The sequence below is a fragment of the Qipengyuania seohaensis genome (assembly GCF_002795865.1).
In the GTDB taxonomy this organism is placed as follows: Bacteria; Pseudomonadota; Alphaproteobacteria; order Sphingomonadales; family Sphingomonadaceae; genus Qipengyuania; species Qipengyuania seohaensis.
Genome location: NZ_CP024920.1, coordinates 1,864,220 through 1,877,693, shown reverse-complemented (window position 1 = coordinate 1,877,693; position 13,474 = coordinate 1,864,220). Strand labels below are relative to the sequence as shown.

Sequence of the window (13,474 nt, the reverse complement as noted above, 5' to 3'; positions counted from 1 at the left end):
TCTCCATAAGGCGAAGGAAGAGCGGTATTGTGGCGCCGCTCCACTCCCTCCGCCGATGCTAATCGGTTCAGGTTCGACGGGTCGGGCGGTGCTACGCGCCCCTCTCAGCCAAGCGGCTCCCCGGGGATGACTGCCCGTTTACGACCGAAGCGCTCGCTCCGCAAGGCGGCCTTTCCCCAGCCGCTCCGCCAACCCGGTTTAACTTTTGTTACTAATTCTATTAGTAGGACGAGTGAATAACGGGGGATGTTCATGACCAATACTGCATCAATTCGCCCTTACAAGTTCGCGGGCGCCGAATGTCACAGCACGGCGGAACTGGCGGCCAGCATGGTCGCCAACGAGGACGTGGCAAAGGAGCACATCAACGAAGGATACGTCCAGAAATGGCTCGAGGACGAGGCCAGGGACTATGACGCGAAGCTCATGCTCGACAAGTTACTGGACGAGCATGAAGGAAGCCGCGCCCTGTTCGAATTCGCCATGGCGAACTGTCCGGACTGGACTCCCGAAACCATGGGCGTGCCGCTGAACGAAGAGACGGTGCGCGACTACTTCAAGCAACACCTCCATGACGATTACGTAAACTCTACCGCCTTTTCGGTTCGCCTCGCGGGCCGGCTTTACGAGTGGCATTTGCTGACCGACGAAAGGGTCTTCGGCAAGAGCGCCGAACTGGCGCAAATCGATGCGATATGGCGCGAGGAGCTGCAGCGGGCCCTGACCGCGCGCGGCGATATGCTGCTTTACGAAAGCCTTTATTCGGTGCCAGGCTTCGACCTGGGCAACAGCCTGTTTGCAAACCGCGATCTGGAATTAGATTTTGCCACGCAGGCCCTGTCGGGATCGGACACACCGAGCCGAGAGTTTATCGACGCCACCGAGTATGTTTCCACCTCGGCTCATAGCGAAATCCTTTCCGAACTTTTCGGCACGGATAAATGCGAACGGGATGCCTCCTCCCGCTATCCGGTCGAAAAAGCATTCCGCTACGAGCGTGCGTGCGAGCGCGAGTGGTTCAAGGACCTGATAGCGAGGCAGGGCCGTCGGACGATCGGACCAGAAGCCTTTCTGAGAACCGCCGCCCTTATTGCCGCCGACCAAGCCGACGCCCTCGAGCGCGTGCGCGAGGATGCTGCAGAGAAGGTAGCTGCCGAACCGGACACCCTTGAAGACAAGATCACAGGATTTATCGACAAGCTCGACCGCAAGAAACAGGCAATCCTGTTTGCCGCGCCAGTATTCGTGCTGCTGCTCTTCTACATGAGCTCCGCCCGCTACATCGACGATCTGAGCTTCAGCTGGCTGAACCTGGCCGCATATATCGCGGTCGGATTGACGATCGGCTTGGCACCGCTGCGATTGTTCGATTTCAGCGGGAAGGATTCCGACGCTCGGAGAAAGCTGAAAGTGCCTATACTGGGGGTTCTGGCTGCGGGTATCGGGTTTGTCCTTGTGCTCAGTTTCCAGCGCGAACTGTACAATTCGACAGTCGTGTACGAGGCCCTGTTCGCGATCGCCGCAGGTCTGGCGGGCTATTTCCGCGAGCCTATGCTGGCATTTCGCCGCAAGCGGATGCGCGCAACCGCCAGCAAGACCGCAGAGCGCGGGGACAAGAACAACACCAAGCGGATGAATATCAGGAGGCTCCAGGTCACCTTCTTCCCCGAGCTGGTCATGAAACTGCCGCGTAACGAGTGGACCTGGCGCGATCACCAGGTTGCCGCCGCAATGCGCAACGGGAGCGAACCCAATCCCGTCACGGTCCAGCATGCCGACAGGCGCAGCCCGGTCGCGCCCAACAATCCCGGCGGGCTGTCGGTCAATAGCGGGGGTGCCAATTATGCCGGCGACCGTGCCACATTCGAAGTGATGGACGGGGTTTCCATGGATACGGAAGGAAACTGGAACATGCGCGCCATGGATGGCGTGACCCTGCACAGCGACGGCAAGCACACCGTGAGCATGGGCGGGATCGATGTGCGCAGCGATGGCCAGATGAGCACCGAAATCGCCGGCATCCGGATCTCCTCCAAAGGCAAGGATGAGAAGGCCAAAGACAACTGGCTGGCCCCGAAAGAGGAAACCGACTGGTTCGGCAACAAGAAGAAAAAGGGCTGGTTCGACTAGGCTTACTGCTCCACAACCTTTCGGTCCGGCAACTGCGCCCGGTGGCAGAAGATCAAAGCCAACAGACTATTCAAGCTTGAGGAAGCGAAACCGCTTGTCGAGCGCGACATAGAGCGCCGCAGCCGCCAGGGAGAAACCCACTGCAATTGCCGGATGCAGTCCGGATATCGCGCAGTAAAAAACGATGGGATGATGCACGGCATATAGTGGAAAGGACAATGTCCCGAGTCCGGAAAGGCGCGTGTCCCAGCCAAGACCTCCCGCGATTACGAGGGGTACCACGGCCAACACGAAGGACAGCTGTGCCATGTACCCATCGAAGGGACCGCGGCCGATGAGAGCAAGCGATCCGAGCAGGATTGCCGCCGGCCACAGGATTTTCACCGGCGGCTTGTCCTGCCATACCCGATAAAGAAGCACCCCGAGCCCGTAGGAAAAGGTGACCCTAACAAAGTCCGCAGCAAAAGTATCTGGCGCGGTACCGAAGCTCAGCCCGCCATAGGAATGCCCCATGAAGAGCATTCCGATCGCGCAAGCGATAACCAGCACGACCAGTTTGCGCGTATCGAGCCGCGACAGCAGGAAGGCATGGGCGACATTGGCCACAAATTCATAAAACAATGACCAGTAGGGGCCGTTGAGCGGGAAAATATCCTCGCCCTTGAAGTACGGGATCAGCAGGACGTTGAGCGCAACAATTGCGATTGCATCTATCGGACCATTGGATGCCAGTATCCAGGGCGCACCGATCACACCGCCGAAAAGCACTACGGGCCAGAACCGGAAGAAACGCTTCTTGGAAAATTGCCACAACCCGATCGACTGGCGGAGCCTACCCTCATAAGTCCTTGCCAGGACATATCCCGACAATGCGAAAAAGAAATCGACGGCCAGCCAGCCGTTGGGGAAAATCGGCTCCAATCCGTAGATGAGCCCAATATGGAACGCGAGCACCACCAGTGCCGCCATTCCCCGCAGAGCATCCAATCCGTGAAGCCTTTCCATGCCTCGACTTACCCAAAGGTGGGCGATTCGCTTACCCCAGCGGCCCATTTCATGACCGATGCCCCAACAAGGGACATGAGAGATAGAGCCGACATACGATCGACTGGCGCCGGTGCGTGGGAAGAAAACTGGATGCCCCGTGAGGATTCGAACCTCAATTGACGGAGTCAGAGTCCGTAGTCTTACCATTAGACGACGGGGCATCATCATCACCGGCCAAGCGCGAGAATCGCAAGCGATGCCGGGAGAGGACGCGCACTTAGTTTCGCGCATTCGCAAGGTCAACCCTTGTGCTTGCCCCCAAGGCCTCTCGTCGCTAGCATCATGGCCAAGTCCCCGTGCGCGTTGGTTCGTGCGGGAGGATAGAAAGAAGATACCCCATGGCGGATCAATCTCCGCCGGACAGTAAAAGGGGGCATGGGAAAAACAGGGGCGGCACGTCCGGCAAGGTAGCCGATTTCCGCTACAAGCGCCCTTCCCGGCCCGATGGCAAGAAAGGCCGTAAACCGGCCTCTCGCGCGGCGCATCCGCGCGTCGGCGAAAAGCCGCAAAACCCGTTCGAAAAATCCCAGCAGCAATCGCAGGCTCGCCCACCCCAGCGTCGGCAGGCCTATGCCGCGCTCGACCTCGGCACCAATAACTGCCGCCTGCTGATCGCCCGGCCTTCGGGCGAGAATTTCACTGTTATCGATGCCTTCAGCCGCGTCGTGCGCCTCGGCGAAGGGCTGGCGGCGAGCGGCAAACTGTCCGACGCCTCGATGGAACGCACACTGGCCGCATTACACGTCTGTGCGGAGAAGCTGCGCCGCCGCCACGTCCATCTCGCAAGATCGGTCGCCACCGAGGCCTGCCGCCGCGCGTCGAACGGGGAAGCTTTCATCGAGCGGGTGCGCGAGGAAACCGGCATCGTGCTCGACATAATCTCCGCACAGGAAGAGGCGCGCCTCGCTGTGCTGGGCTGCCATATCCTGCTTGAAGACGGCCCCGGCCCCGCTGTGATTTTCGACATTGGCGGCGGCTCCACCGAGCTCGTCCTGGTCGAGCCGAGCGGCGCGGTCCCCCGCATCATCGACTGGATGAGCGTGCCGTGGGGCGTCGTCTCGCTGACCGACACGGTAACCGGGTCGGATGAAAGCCTCGAGACCCGGCTCGACCGGTATAACCGGATGCGCCGCACGGTCATGGACAGCTTTGCCGACTTTGCGAAGCGTATCGAAGGTCACATAAAGGGTGCCCACCCCATCCGCCTCCTGGGCACGAGCGGCACGGTAACTACCTTGGCGAGCCTCCATCTCGAGCTGCCGCAATACGACCGGCGAGCGGTGGACGGGCTGATCCTGGAATCGGAGGCCATGCGCACAATCTCGACCCGCCTTTCCCGCATGAGCGGGCAGGAACGGCAACAATTGCCGTGCATCGGCGACGATCGCGCCAATCTGGTTGTGGCAGGTTGCGCGATCCTGGAATCGATCCTCGACATCTGGCCGTCCGAAACGCTGGGCGTTGCCGATCGCGGTATTCGCGAAGGCATCCTGCGCAGCCTGATGGCCGCCGATGCCGACGGGGAACGCAGCCGCGTCGCCCTGCAACGCATGAGGGAGCAGGACGTATGAGCCGTTCGGGCAAGGACCGCGACACACGGGTACGCACCGCCAAGAAACGCAGCGAATCGTCGACACGCTGGCTGCAACGCCAGCTCAACGATCCCTATGTAAAGCAGGCCAAGGCCGACGGCTATCGCAGTCGCGCCGCCTACAAGCTGATCGAGATGGACGAGAAATTCGGCATCCTGAGAGGCGCGAAACGGATCGTCGATCTCGGCATCGCTCCGGGCGGGTGGAGCCAGGTCGCGCGCAAGGTCGTGCCCAAGGCCGATATCGTCGGCATCGACCTGCTGGAGGTGGAGCCGATCGAAGGGGTCACTATCTTCCAGATGGATTTCATGGACGACGACGCGCCCCGCGTGCTGGAAGAGGCGATGGGCGGCAAGGCCGATCTAGTGATGAGCGACATGGCTGCCAATACCGTCGGTCACAAGCAAACCGACCACTTGCGCACCATGGGTCTCGTCGAAGCGGGCGCCTGGTTCGCGGTCGAAAACCTGGAAAAAGGCGGCACCTTCCTCGCCAAGGTTCTTGCGGGCGGAACGGACAAGGACCTGCTCGACCTGCTCAAGAAGCATTTCAAGACCGTCAAACACGCCAAGCCCCCTGCGAGCCGCAAGGGCTCGAGCGAGTGGTACGTGATTGCCCAAGGCTTCAAAGGCAACTGACGCAGCGCCTGCGCCAGGTACGAAAAACCCCGCCGGAGCGGGGCTTTCTTTAAAATCGTGGGAGCGAAGGCCTAGTCGACCTTGGTCGCGCCTTCGTTGTCGCCCGCTGCATTGGCTGCGGGGACCGGCTGGTCCGCGCTCATGGCACCTGCAGCTTCGACTGCGCCAGCTTCGGCGCCTTCGACCGGTCCCGGACCTGCGCCGGGAGCGTCTTCACCCTCGGCCGGAGCAGCATCGACCGCAGCCGGTTCTGGCTTGGCCGGTGCGCCGCCATAGGTCGACATGAATTCCATGACGTTCGCGCGGTCTTCCGGCTTGGAAAGGCCGGCGAAGCTCATTTTCGTGCCGGCAGCGAAACCGCGCGGGCTCTTGAGCCATTCGTTCATGTTTTCCCAGGTCCACTGGCCGCCCTTGTCGGCAAGTGCCGAGCTGTAGGCGAAACCGGCGGCGTGCGAACCGATAGCCGTGCCGAAGACACCGTAAAGGTTCGGACCGATGCCGTTTGCGCCTCCCTGGTCGATGGTGTGGCATGCCGTGCACTTGGCGAAAACCTTTTCGCCGGCTGCAGCATCCGCGCTGGCGAGCAGCGTGCCGAGATCGGGTCCGGCTTCTGCCGGACCGGCTTCCTCGCCCTTGACGAAATAGCCGAAGTCTTCCCCTTCGGGATAGCTGTTGTCATCGGCGTGGAAGTACATTCCCGATGCAATCGACGCCCCGAGAGCGACGATACCGGCGAAGAGCACCCAACCGGAAGCGGTATTGAAACGATCGTCCATTGCTTGAAAGCCTGCAAGAATCCGAAAGGTCTATGGTTGGGCGCCGCTCTAGTGCCCTCGCCGCGCTCGCGCAAGTGCAGGCTGCGCAATAGCGCTTGCGATAGGAACAGTCGCGGCTTAGCAGCACGGCCCCATGCGTAATTTCGCCAAGCCCGCACTCGCCATGGTCGATTCCATGCGCCAAGCCGCCGCCGCCGATCCGGAGCGCGCGATCGCTTTCGGCGGTGCGCCGGGATCGAACTCGCACCAGGCCGCCATGCAATTCGCGCCCGAAGCACTGCCCCTGCCTTTCCTCGGCTTCCAGGATGCCCTCGATGCGGTGAAGACCGGCGCTGCGGGCTGCGCGATGATCCCGATCGAAAACAGCCAGCACGGACGGGTTGCCGACATCCATTTCCTGCTTCCCGAAAGCGGGCTGTCCATCGTGGCAGAGCATTTCATGCCGATCACCCATGCGCTGATGGCCATCGGCGACGGACCATTCGAGGCGGCCTACAGCCATCCCCAGGCGCTGGGCCAGTCGAGGATCTACCTGCGCGAACGCGGCATCGTACCCATGAGCCATGCCGATACCGCAGGGGCTGCGGCCTTCGTCGCCGAGGAAAAGGATCCGACCATTGCCGCGCTGGCCCCGCCGATGGCGGCGGAATTGTACGGCCTCAGGATCGTGGAAAGCGCGGTCGAGGATGCTCAGGACAACACCACGCGCTTCGTGGTTCTCGCCAAGGACGCGCGCTCGGCAGACGAGCTGGCCGACGAAGAGGCAATGACCACTTTCATCTTCGAGGTGAAGAACGTGCCCGCCGCGCTGTATAAGGCGCTGGGCTGTTTCGCGACGAATGGCGTGAACATGACCAAGCTGGAAAGCTACCAGAAGGGTGCGAGTTTTGCCGCGACGATGTTCTATTGCGACATTGAGGGCGCGCCGGGAAATCCGCGCGTCGATGCAGCCCTGGAGGAGCTGTCCTTCCAGTGCAATTCGGTTCGCCTGCTCGGCAGTTACCAGCGCGCACGCAAGCGCGGCTGATCCGGTGAAAGGGCGGGCCGCATCAAGGCCGCCCGCCCTCCCGGGGGGATTAGCGCATCAGTCGCGCCACACGAGACGCTTGATCAGCAGGTCGCCCATGACGGTGCGATACTTCGCCCGATCGCCGCTTTCGGCCTGCAATTGCTGGATGTTCCGCTGCATGAAGGAGCGCATCTGGCGATTGCGCGCTTCCCACTCTTCGTTGGACTGGAAATTTTCGAAGCGGGTGATGAGCCACATGTCCGGCTCCCCTTCGCGTGCGTGGCTGTTGGACCATATCTCGTAGCTTTCGATCCAGCCTTGCTCGACAGCGTAATCCATCCGCGTCCGCCATTCGCCGGCCAGCCAGGTGGCGTATTTGAGCCCGCCGCCATCTTCGAGGCTGACGCCCGTCACTTCGACCCATTCCGCACCCTTCAGCGGATATTCGTCTTGCGCATGCGCCGCCTGCGGGACGGCAAAGGCCAGTGTGGTTGCCAATACTGCGGTCTTGATGAGGTGCTTCATACCTGACTCCTTCTCTAACGAGTGCTGCGACCCGTGAGTGGCGTCAGGACCATGCGGCCCTACAGATTTTGGATGTCCCCCAACGCTGGAGGCAAGGTGCGCTTCAACCAGCGACGAGTCAAAAGCGAGTGCTAACTGGCTGATTAGTCGGCCCGTGGCCGCTGGCCCGGTCGTGCCGCTTCCGTCTGCGACTCGGCGCTATTCGTCGCCGTAGATCGCGACTTCGTTCACGCCATCGCTGGTCGCACGGCCGCGATACATGCCTGCAGTGTTGAAACTGAAAAGCGCGTGGCCCTCGGGTGTGACCAAGATGATCCCGCCATCGCCGCCGAGCTTTTCGACGTCGTCCATGACATCGTCGGACACCTTCTGAGCAATTTCCGGCTCCAAATCGAGTTCAGACGCGTGGACGACAGTTTCAGGCCACCCGTTATCATCTTTCGGCACACCCAACTGGGCCGTCAAAGCCTCTAGCCGATGCTGCGTCCTGAGCCGTACGCAAATCTCGTGCGCCACGCCGACACGGATGAAATATTCGCCCCAGCCGGTCGCCGAGACGGCGCAGGAGCGGTTGTCCGCATAAGTGCCTGCACCGATTATCGGCGCATCGCCCACACGGCCCCATCGCTTTCCGGTCATCCCGCCGGTCGACGTGCCCGCCGCCATGTTGCCATTGCGGTCGAGCGCCGCCGCGCCGACCGTGCCGAACTTCAAATCCACATCGAGCGAGGACAATTGGCGCGCTTTCATCCGCTCCAGCGCCTCGCGCCGCCGTTCGGTGTCGAAATAGCTGGGCGGGACGATCTCGATGCCCTGCTCTACCGCGAAGTCCTCAGCCCCCTTGCCCGCGAGCATGACATGCGGGCTGTCGGTCATGACCTTGCGCGCCAGCAGGATCGGATTGCGGATATTGGTGACGCCCGCCACCGCGCCCGCGTCGCGCGTCGCCCCGTCCATGATCGAGGCGTCGAGTTCATGGCTGCCTTCCCAGGTATAGACCGCTCCGCGTCCGGCATTGAAGCGCGGCTCGTCCTCAAGCAGCAGGATCGCGGCCTCGACCGCATCCATCGCCGTGCCGCCTTCCTCCAGCACCTTCGACCCCGCATCGAGTGCGGCCTGCAAGGCGGCGCGATGGGCCGCATCTTCTTGCGGCGTCATGTCTTCGCGCGAAATCGTGCCAGCCCCGCCATGGATAGCGAAGGACCAGCGGGTATCTGCAGGGTCCGCATCCTGGGCGGTCGCAGGCACCTGTCCGGCCAGCGCGACAACCGAGAAAACGAGGGCGAAGCGGGTGAAAAATCCTCTCATGCGAGGGTGATAGCAGGCAAAGTTATCCACTCCAGCCCCAAGACGCTTTTTGTATGAATGCGTCATCGTGTTAGAGCGCGACGTTACGGAAACCATAAGGGGAGAGGTTTCGTGATTTTCGACAGATACAAATTCGACCAACAGGTCGCGATGGAGCTGGGTGAGAAGCTGCTTTACGCGGTCATCGCCCTTGTCATCACATGGCTGGCCGCACGCGCGGCAAAATGGGCTTTCGCCAAGCTCGTCGACAATGTCGCATTCTTCAATCGCGGGACCGGCAATGGTGCCAGCCTCGGCGAATCCCTCGGCAAGATCGTGGGACTGCTGATCTGGCTGTTCGGCCTCCTGATCATTCTCAACATCCTCGAGCTTGGCGGCGTCGCCGGCCCGATCGACAGCCTGCTCGAAAACGTGGTCGACTTTGTGCCGAACCTGCTGTGGGCCGGCCTGATCTTCTTCATCGGCATGATGGTGGCGCGGATCGTTCGCGATCTGGTCGTCACCACCCTGCAGACGGTGGATTTCGACAAATGGGCCAATCGCGGCGGCGTGGACAACGTCACCGGCAATACCGCCATCAGCAAGACCATCGGCACGATCGTCTATGTCCTGATCGCTATCCCTGTCGCCATCGCGGCGCTGGAACAGCTGGAAATCCAGTCGATCAGCGATCCGGCTTCGGACATGCTGCGGATGATATTCGCCGCGATTCCGAACATCATCGCTGCCGCGATTCTTCTCGGCATCGGTTATCTTATCAGCCGGTTCGTGGTCCAGATCGTGAAGGAAGTCCTGCCCGGTCTCGGCGTCGACAGGGCGCTGGCTGAAAGCGGACTGGTGGGCGAAGGCACCACGGCGAGCGGCATTATCGCCCGCGTCGTGCAGGCGGCGATCATCCTGTTCTTCGCTATCGCGGCAACCCGCCTGCTCGGCTTTCCCGAACTGACCCGTATCCTCGATACGGTGCTCGAGACGGGTAGCAAGGTCATAGTAGGCGCCGTCGTGATCGCTGTCGGCTTCCTGATCGCGAATTTGCTGGCCCGCCTGATCGCGGGCGATGACAGCAATTCCACGGCAGCCACTATCGTGCGCTGGGCGACCATCATCCTGTTCGTCTTCATGGGCCTGTCCTTCACCGAACTCGGTGGCGGCATTCCCGAAGACATTGTCACGATCATCGTGGCGGGATTTGCGGTGGCTGGTGCGCTTGCCTTCGGCCTCGGTGGCCGGGAATGGGCGGCGCGCAAGCTCGACCAGATGGACAATGATCTGGGCGGCGGAAGTGCTTCGGCACCAACGCCCAAGCGCCGCAAGGCGGCTGCTCCCAAGAGCGACGATCCGCTGCCTCCGGGCGCATAGGCAAAGCTATAACGAGACCCCAAGGGGACGCAGGATCGGGGCGCGAGGCGAAAGCTCTCGCGCCCCTTTTCGTTTCTGCTACGCTGGCCTTCACCAAGGGAGAAGACAGCGATGAGCGAATTCGGTTTCGAAAGCACGGCGGACGATGTTCTTGAAGGCAAGGACCTGTCGGGCCGCACAGCCCTCGTGACTGGCGGCTATTCCGGCCTGGGCCAGGAAACCGCGCGTGCAATGGCCGCCAAGGGCGCACACATCATCCTGTCCGGCCGCGATGCGACCAAGCTGTCCGCCGCCGCAGATGCCATCGCGGAACAGACCGGCGCGAAGGTGGACACGCTCAAGTGCGACCTCGCCTCGCTCGACAGCATCCGCAAGGCAGCAGCCGAGGCGAACGAGCGCTTCGAGAAGATCGACCTCCTGATCAACAATGCCGGTGTCATGGCCTGCGACCAGGCGAAGACGGCCGACGGTTTCGAAATGCAGTTCGGCACCAATCATGTTGGCCATTTCCTGTTGACCAATCTGCTCGTTCCGCTCCTGGAAAAGGGCGATCGCCCGCGCATCGTCAACCTTTCGAGCCGCGGTCACCACATCGCTCCGGTCGACTTCGACGATCTCCATTTCGAGAAGCGCGAATACGACAAGTGGGTCAGCTACGGCCAGTCGAAGACCGCCAACGTCCTGTTTGCAGTGGGCCTCGAAAAGCGTCTCGGCGACAAGGGCATCCACGCCTATTCTCTGCACCCCGGCGGGATCATGACCAACCTCGGCCGCCATATGAGCGACCAGGACATGGCCGACCTCATGGAACGCATCCGCAAGAACGCCGAACAGAGCGGCGAAACGCCGGAACCGTTCAAGACCATCCCACAAGGCGCCGCGACCACCTGTTGGGCCGCCACGGCGGACGAACTGGAAGGAAACGGCGGTCTCTATTGCGAAAATTGCCATGTCGCCGACCAGGACGACGAGAGCACTGGTGGCGGCGTGCGCAGCTATGCGATCGATCCCGAGAAGGCCGACCGCCTCTGGTCGATGAGCGAAGAAATGGTCGGCGAAAGCTTCGCTTACTAGGCGAGGCCAGCGACGAGGCCTTCGCCGAGCCAGCGGCCCAGCATCGCGCCAGCGGTCTCGACGGCGCGATCCTGGCCGATCGCCGAGACCATCTTCTGACAAGCGTCTCCATAGGGTGCTCCGGCCAGCATGGCCGAGAGCGCGTCACCCTCCACTTCGGGAACGAGGAGGAAAACGGGGCGCTCGCCCTCGCGCCAGACGATGGCGGTCGAAGCTTTTTCGAGCAGGACAATCTCGGCTTGCCCCTCGGTGGCTTCCAGCGAGGACCATAGCGCCTTGAGGTCGTGGCGCACGGTGCGCACGTCGATGCCCGGCACGAAGTGGAAGACCATTCGCTCCCAATCGATGTCGGTGAAATCCGCCGCCGCTTGCGCAAAGTCCGTCATGTCCAGCGCGGTGGAATTGGCCGCGACGAAACTCGTGTGCATTGCCCATTCCAGCCAAGCGAGTTCCGCGACCTCGGGATCGTGCGCGAAGAGATCGGCACAGGTCTCGCAAAATCCCCGGCCGGCCAGGTCGAGTGTCCAGCCCGAAGGCGGCGCGGTGATGAGATGATGCGCCGCTGCGCGCGCGAAGCTGGCTTCACCAACCAGCCGCTCGGTCCGCTCGAAGGTCGACCGCAGCGCCTCCACCAGGGAGGTTCGGTAATTGTTGCGATAGATCTCCAGTCCGGCAGCCTGACTGGACGTCCAGTCGGCGGGAACGGATCGCTCCTCGTCGAGCAGGCAGTCCATCATTTCGGCCTGCCGTTCTGCAAGCGAGATCATGCCACCCTCGCGCGGCCACTCTCGGACGATATCGCCCTCGCCCGATCGAGTTCGGACAATAGATTGCAGAGTGGCGGGATGCCGTCGTCGCGCTCGATCATGGTGGCGACCGGTCCGGTCCTTGCCACCGCGTCTTCATAAAGCGACCAGACTTCGTCGCAGACTTCACGGTCGTGCGTGTCGATCACGATGGGGCGATCCTCGGTTGCCGGGGTGTGACCCGCCAAGTGGATCTGCCTGACACGGTCCAGCGGAAGCCCGGCAATATACTCGGCGGCGGAATAGCCATGGTTCTGCGCGCTGACATAGACGTTGTTGACGTCCAGCAGCAGGTAACAGCCGGTCCGGCGCGTCATCCGGGAAAGGAACTCCCATTCGCTCATCTCGTCCTCGGGGAAGGTGAGATAGCTCGAAGGGTTTTCGAACAGCATCGCCCGACCTAGCTTCTCCTGCGCGCGATCGATGTTCTGGCACACGACGTCCAGCGCCTCGCCTGTCAGGGGCAGCGGCAGGAGATCGTGTGAGTTGTGGGCGCTCGTCCTGGTCCAGCACAGGTGATCGGAGACCCAGAGCGGGTCGATCCTTTTTGCCAGCGCCGCGAGCCGATCCAGATATTCCCCATCAAGCCCATGCGCGGATCCGACCGACATCGAGACGCCGTGCAGAAGCACCGGATAGCGCTCGCGGATGTCCCCAAGGATACGCAGCGGCTTGCCGCCTTCCACCATGTAGTTTTCCGAGATCACCTCGACGAAATCGACCGGCACCTGGGTTTCAAGAAAGTCGGCATAATGCGTGCGCCGCAGGCCCAGGCCGAAACCGTGAAATGGCTCGATATCGCTCATGAGGGAGCCTCCGTGAGGGGGATGGCGGCCCGGCGAGGGACGTGGGCGGAAGAAGGGGCCGGTTTCCGCCGCTGCCGGGCCGCCAAACAGGTTGGACGTCAGCCGATGTCGCCGATAGTGCCGCCCTTGGTCAGGCATTCACCGGCTTTCATTGCCTTGAAGCCGTGGCCCTTGCATTCGTTCTGGCCCTTGCAGGCGTTTTCGCTGGTCGCGCAGTCGGCCTGGCCTTTGCAGCTATGCACGCCATAACAATGGACCACATCGTCCGAATTGATGGCTGCGCCGCTGCTGCCTGCGGGGGCGGGCGCGGCAAATGCGCTCATCGAACTGAGAGCGAAAGCAGCCGCTGCAGCGGCGGTTGCAGTCTTGCGGGTTGCGATTGTCATGGCATCCATTCCTTGTGA

General features: G+C 61.9%; 13 protein-coding genes, 1 tRNA gene and 1 riboswitch. Of the genes, 6 read left to right on the top strand and 8 right to left on the bottom strand.

What is annotated here, in order from left to right; genetic code table 11:
* Window positions 1–26 precede the first annotated feature (26 nt).
* A riboswitch (TPP riboswitch) is annotated at window positions 27–133 on the bottom strand.
* 119 nt (window positions 134–252) lie between these two features.
* Window positions 253–2,130 carry a hypothetical protein gene (locus CVE41_RS09205; protein ID WP_157799466.1) on the top strand — a complete coding sequence of 626 codons (1,878 nt, stop codon included), beginning with the start codon at window positions 253–255 and terminating at the stop codon, window positions 2,128–2,130.
* A 66-nt stretch (window positions 2,131–2,196) separates the two neighbouring features.
* On the opposite strand, the gene CVE41_RS09200 is transcribed toward CVE41_RS09205, so the two are convergent.
* The gene (locus tag CVE41_RS09200; protein WP_269800152.1) at window positions 2,197–3,135 is read right to left on the bottom strand and encodes an acyltransferase family protein; all 939 of its coding nucleotides are present in this window, start codon (window positions 3,133–3,135) and stop codon (window positions 2,197–2,199) included.
* A gap of 129 nt (window positions 3,136–3,264) precedes the next feature.
* Window positions 3,265–3,338, bottom strand: a tRNA-Gln gene (locus tag CVE41_RS09195).
* A 177-nt stretch (window positions 3,339–3,515) separates the two neighbouring features.
* On the opposite strand from CVE41_RS09195, the gene CVE41_RS09190 reads away from it, so the two are divergent.
* Window positions 3,516–4,748 (top strand): Ppx/GppA phosphatase family protein, encoded by a 1,233-nt coding sequence (locus tag CVE41_RS09190; RefSeq protein WP_100260374.1) that lies wholly within the window; start codon window positions 3,516–3,518, stop codon window positions 4,746–4,748.
* Window positions 4,745–5,407 carry an RlmE family RNA methyltransferase gene (locus CVE41_RS09185; protein ID WP_100260373.1) on the top strand — a complete coding sequence of 221 codons (663 nt, stop codon included), beginning with the start codon at window positions 4,745–4,747 and terminating at the stop codon, window positions 5,405–5,407. The genes CVE41_RS09190 and CVE41_RS09185 overlap by 4 nt, the downstream gene beginning before the upstream one ends.
* A gap of 71 nt (window positions 5,408–5,478) precedes the next feature.
* Here CVE41_RS09185 and CVE41_RS09180 read toward each other — a convergent pair whose 3' ends face one another.
* Window positions 5,479–6,183, bottom strand: coding sequence for a c-type cytochrome (locus CVE41_RS09180; protein ID WP_100260372.1), 705 nt, complete (start codon window positions 6,181–6,183; stop codon window positions 5,479–5,481).
* Between the two features lie 133 nt (window positions 6,184–6,316).
* On the opposite strand from CVE41_RS09180, the gene CVE41_RS09175 reads away from it, so the two are divergent.
* Window positions 6,317–7,210 (top strand): prephenate dehydratase, encoded by an 894-nt coding sequence (locus tag CVE41_RS09175; protein ID WP_100260371.1) that lies wholly within the window; start codon window positions 6,317–6,319, stop codon window positions 7,208–7,210.
* A 57-nt stretch (window positions 7,211–7,267) separates the two neighbouring features.
* On the opposite strand, the gene CVE41_RS09170 is transcribed toward CVE41_RS09175, so the two are convergent.
* Both CVE41_RS09170 and CVE41_RS09165 read right to left on the bottom strand, forming a co-directional pair.
* Window positions 7,268–7,717: a hypothetical protein gene (locus CVE41_RS09170; protein ID WP_100260370.1), complete on the bottom strand. Its 450-nt coding sequence runs from the start codon at window positions 7,715–7,717 to the stop codon at window positions 7,268–7,270.
* Window positions 7,718–7,915: 198 nt separating this feature from the next.
* The gene (locus tag CVE41_RS09165) at window positions 7,916–9,025 is read right to left on the bottom strand and encodes an isoaspartyl peptidase/L-asparaginase family protein (protein ID WP_100260369.1); all 1,110 of its coding nucleotides are present in this window, start codon (window positions 9,023–9,025) and stop codon (window positions 7,916–7,918) included.
* 111 nt (window positions 9,026–9,136) lie between these two features.
* Here CVE41_RS09165 and CVE41_RS09160 point away from each other — a divergent pair, with 111 nt between their 5' ends.
* Together CVE41_RS09160 and CVE41_RS09155 are read left to right on the top strand one after the other, a co-directional pair.
* Window positions 9,137–10,384 (top strand): mechanosensitive ion channel, encoded by a 1,248-nt coding sequence (locus CVE41_RS09160; RefSeq protein ID WP_232725630.1) that lies wholly within the window; start codon window positions 9,137–9,139, stop codon window positions 10,382–10,384.
* A gap of 111 nt (window positions 10,385–10,495) precedes the next feature.
* On the top strand, window positions 10,496–11,458 hold the full coding sequence (locus tag CVE41_RS09155; RefSeq protein WP_100260367.1) for an SDR family NAD(P)-dependent oxidoreductase: 963 nt from the start codon (window positions 10,496–10,498) through the stop codon (window positions 11,456–11,458).
* On the opposite strand, the gene CVE41_RS09150 is transcribed toward CVE41_RS09155, so the two are convergent.
* The 3 genes from CVE41_RS09150 to bufA2 all read right to left on the bottom strand — a co-directional run bounded on the left by CVE41_RS09150 (window position 11,455) and on the right by bufA2 (window position 13,456).
* Window positions 11,455–12,225 carry an HvfC/BufC N-terminal domain-containing protein gene (locus tag CVE41_RS09150; protein WP_100260366.1) on the bottom strand — a complete coding sequence of 257 codons (771 nt, stop codon included), beginning with the start codon at window positions 12,223–12,225 and terminating at the stop codon, window positions 11,455–11,457. The genes CVE41_RS09155 and CVE41_RS09150 overlap by 4 nt on opposite strands.
* Window positions 12,222–13,070 carry an MNIO family bufferin maturase gene (bufB, locus tag CVE41_RS09145; RefSeq protein WP_100260365.1) on the bottom strand — a complete coding sequence of 283 codons (849 nt, stop codon included), beginning with the start codon at window positions 13,068–13,070 and terminating at the stop codon, window positions 12,222–12,224. The genes CVE41_RS09150 and bufB overlap by 4 nt, the downstream gene beginning before the upstream one ends.
* A 98-nt stretch (window positions 13,071–13,168) precedes the next feature.
* Window positions 13,169–13,456 (bottom strand): BufA2 family periplasmic bufferin-type metallophore, encoded by a 288-nt coding sequence (gene bufA2 / locus CVE41_RS09140; protein ID WP_198507636.1) that lies wholly within the window; start codon window positions 13,454–13,456, stop codon window positions 13,169–13,171.
* Window positions 13,457–13,474 lie beyond the last annotated feature (18 nt).

Bases quoted from the DNA above. Each gene is read 5' to 3' on its own strand.
- CVE41_RS09205 (WP_157799466.1), top strand. From the start codon at position 253: ATGACCAATACTGCATCAATTCGCCCTTACAAGTTCGCGGGCGCCGAA.
- CVE41_RS09200 (WP_269800152.1), bottom strand. From the start codon at position 3,135: ATGGAAAGGCTTCACGGATTGGATGCTCTGCGGGGAATGGCGGCACTG.
- CVE41_RS09190 (WP_100260374.1), top strand. From the start codon at position 3,516: ATGGCGGATCAATCTCCGCCGGACAGTAAAAGGGGGCATGGGAAAAAC.
- CVE41_RS09185 (WP_100260373.1), top strand. From the start codon at position 4,745: ATGAGCCGTTCGGGCAAGGACCGCGACACACGGGTACGCACCGCCAAG.
- CVE41_RS09180 (WP_100260372.1), bottom strand. From the start codon at position 6,183: ATGGACGATCGTTTCAATACCGCTTCCGGTTGGGTGCTCTTCGCCGGT.
- CVE41_RS09175 (WP_100260371.1), top strand. From the start codon at position 6,317: ATGCGTAATTTCGCCAAGCCCGCACTCGCCATGGTCGATTCCATGCGC.
- CVE41_RS09170 (WP_100260370.1), bottom strand. From the start codon at position 7,717: ATGAAGCACCTCATCAAGACCGCAGTATTGGCAACCACACTGGCCTTT.
- CVE41_RS09165 (WP_100260369.1), bottom strand. From the start codon at position 9,025: ATGAGAGGATTTTTCACCCGCTTCGCCCTCGTTTTCTCGGTTGTCGCG.
- CVE41_RS09155 (WP_100260367.1), top strand. From the start codon at position 10,496: ATGAGCGAATTCGGTTTCGAAAGCACGGCGGACGATGTTCTTGAAGGC.
- CVE41_RS09150 (WP_100260366.1), bottom strand. From the start codon at position 12,225: ATGATCTCGCTTGCAGAACGGCAGGCCGAAATGATGGACTGCCTGCTC.
- bufB (WP_100260365.1), bottom strand. From the start codon at position 13,070: ATGAGCGATATCGAGCCATTTCACGGTTTCGGCCTGGGCCTGCGGCGC.
- bufA2 (WP_198507636.1), bottom strand. From the start codon at position 13,456: ATGACAATCGCAACCCGCAAGACTGCAACCGCCGCTGCAGCGGCTGCT.